The organism is Micrococcus sp. LASM2_SD2, from assembly GCF_057364565.1.
The window spans coordinates 1-2296 of record NZ_JBNFOB010000297.1 but is presented as its reverse complement, the minus strand read 5'-3'; the positions used below and the strand labels follow the sequence as shown (position 1 = coordinate 2296).

Here is a 2296-nt window from a genome sequence, read left to right as displayed (position 1 = left end):
GTCCCCCTCGCCCGCGCCGACGTCCGGGCCGACCCCCTCCCCGACCCCGACTCCCGGTCCGGTCGACTGCACCGCCGCGCCGTGCGTGGCCCTGACCTTCGACGACGGGCCCGGCGAGCACACCCCCCGCCTGCTGGACATCCTGGCGGCCCACGGGGTGACGGCCACGTTCTACACGGTGGGTCGGCAGGTCGAGGCGCGGCCGGACGTCGTCCGGCGGATGAGGGCGGCCGGCCATCAGATCGGCAACCACACCTACGACCACCCGCAGCTGACCGCGGTCTCCGCCGACGAGGTGCGCAGCCAGATCTCCCGGACGGACGCACTGCTGCGTGCGCAGGGCGTCACCCCCTCCACGGTGCGCCCGCCGTACGGCGCGTACGACGCCTCGGTCCTGCAGGTCCTCGGCTCCCTCGGCCACGGCGCCGTCAACTGGAACGTGGACCCGCGGGACTGGGAGGTCCGGCACACCCCGACCGTGGTGCAGCGTGTGACCTCGGCCGCCGCCCCCGGCGCGATCCTGCTGCTGCACGACGTGCACCCGACCTCCGTGGACGCCGTCCCGGAGATCATCACCACGCTGCAGGCGCGCGGCTACCGCTTCGTGACCGTGGACCGGATCACCGGCGGCGTCTCCTCCGGTGCCCTGGTGAACCGCGGCAGGCACCCCTGACCGCGGTTTACCGGCCGGGGGCCGTCTGCCTGGAGCTCCCCGACCGCCCCCGACCGGGGCATCGTCCTCAGCACCGCGCGGGCGGCGTGGACACCGCCGGGTCCGGTTGGCGGCACGGTGCCCGCTGCGGGGAGAATCATGGGCATGACCGAGCAGAACCCCGTGCCCGCCGAGGAGCGCGCCCACGCGCACGACCACAATCGGGACAAGGATCCTGAGCTGATCCGCCGTGAGCCGGTGTCCTTCGTGCGCCGCGGCTCCCGGCTCAACCGCTCCCGTCAGGCGGTGTGGGAGCGCATGGCGGAGCAGGTCCTCGTGGAGGTCCCCCGGTTCCGTGCCGGCACCTCCGTGGCGCACGATGCGGACATCGACTGGGACGCGCAGTTCGGGCGTTCCGCACCGCTGCTCGTGGACATCGGCTCCGGCCAGGGCGAGTCCACCGCCCAGGGCGCGAAGGACCGTCCGGACTGGAACGTGCTGTCCGTGGAGGTCTACATCCCGGGCCTGGCCGGGCTGATGACCCTGGTGGAGCGCGAAGGCCTGACCAACGTGCGGGCCGTGGAGGCGAACGCCCCCGAGCTGCTGGACCACACCATGGCGGCCGGCTCGGTCGATGAGGTCTGGATCTTCTTCCCGGACCCCTGGCACAAGTCCCGGCACCACAAGCGCCGCCTGGTCTCCGCCGCCCTGGCCGCGCGCCTGGCGCGCGTCCTGCGCCCCGGCGGTGTGGTGCGCCTGGCCACGGACTGGTCCGGCTACGCCGTGCACATGCGCGAGGTCATGGACGCCGCCGCCGACTTCCGGAACCCGCATGCCGGCGAGCAGGCGGGCGAGGACTCCCCGCTCACCCGTGTCCGCCGCGAGGGGCGTGAGCTCGAGGTCGGTGCACAGCCGCTGCCCTCGGACTGGGACGAGGCGGAACGTCGGCCTGCCCGCGCGGGCCTGGGCGAGGCCGTCGCCGCGTCCGAGGCCGTGGACCCGGTGGACCGACTCGGCGGCTGGGCGCGCCGCTTCGAGGGCCGCCCGCTCACCCAGTTCGAGAACAAGGCCCTCAAGGCCGGCCGGCTGGTCTTCGACCTGACCTACGTGCGCCGCTGAGACGCCAGCGGCAGCCCCGCGGTGACGCGGGCGGCGGCCGCCAGGGTGACGGTGCCGGGGTCCCGGTAGGCCGCGCGGGGCGTCCTCCCCGTGCGCCGGGTCCAGGCGGTGAGGTGTCGTGTCCCGTGACGGCGGCGCCGGCGAGCGCCTCGCCGTGCGGGTCCGGTGCCACCGGCAGCGTGCGCACACCCTCCCACGGCAGGCGCCGGCCGACCATGCGTCCGATGCCCGCCAGCAGGTCCTGTGGGGCGCTGGCCCGGTAGACCCGGTCCGCGTCCAGCCCCATCAGCCCCGGGTCCCGGGCGAGCCGGCGGGGCAGTCCGACGGCGCCGGAGAGCACGAGCACGTCGAGGGCCGGGACGTCCTCGCCCGCCGTGCGCCTCGCTGCAGCAGCTCCAGCGCATGCGCGGCCACGACCGTGCCGTGAGGAGGCTCGGCCTCCAGCCGAGGATCGACCGCGGGCGCGCCGCCCCGGGTGCGCCGCAGCTGGTCCGCGCAGCGGACGAGGTGGTCGGCCAGGGCGCG

The 2296-nt window shown here is 75.4% G+C and carries 2 protein-coding genes; both read left to right on the top strand.

All coding sequences use genetic code 11. The features are described from left to right. The coding region (locus tag AC2W7A_RS11640) for a polysaccharide deacetylase family protein (RefSeq protein WP_485991486.1) at window positions 1-673 on the top strand (673 nt) is incomplete at its 5' end. Window positions 674-817: 144 nt separating this feature from the next. Then, complete coding sequence (trmB, locus tag AC2W7A_RS11635) at window positions 818-1771, top strand: tRNA (guanosine(46)-N7)-methyltransferase TrmB (RefSeq protein ID WP_485991485.1); 954 nt, start codon at window positions 818-820, stop codon at window positions 1769-1771. The last annotated feature ends 525 nt before the right edge of the window (window positions 1772-2296 follow it).

Coding starts and splice junctions, on each gene's coding strand:
- trmB (WP_485991485.1), top strand. CDS start 818: ATGACCGAGCAGAACCCCGTGCCCGCCGAGGAGCGCGCCCACGCGCAC.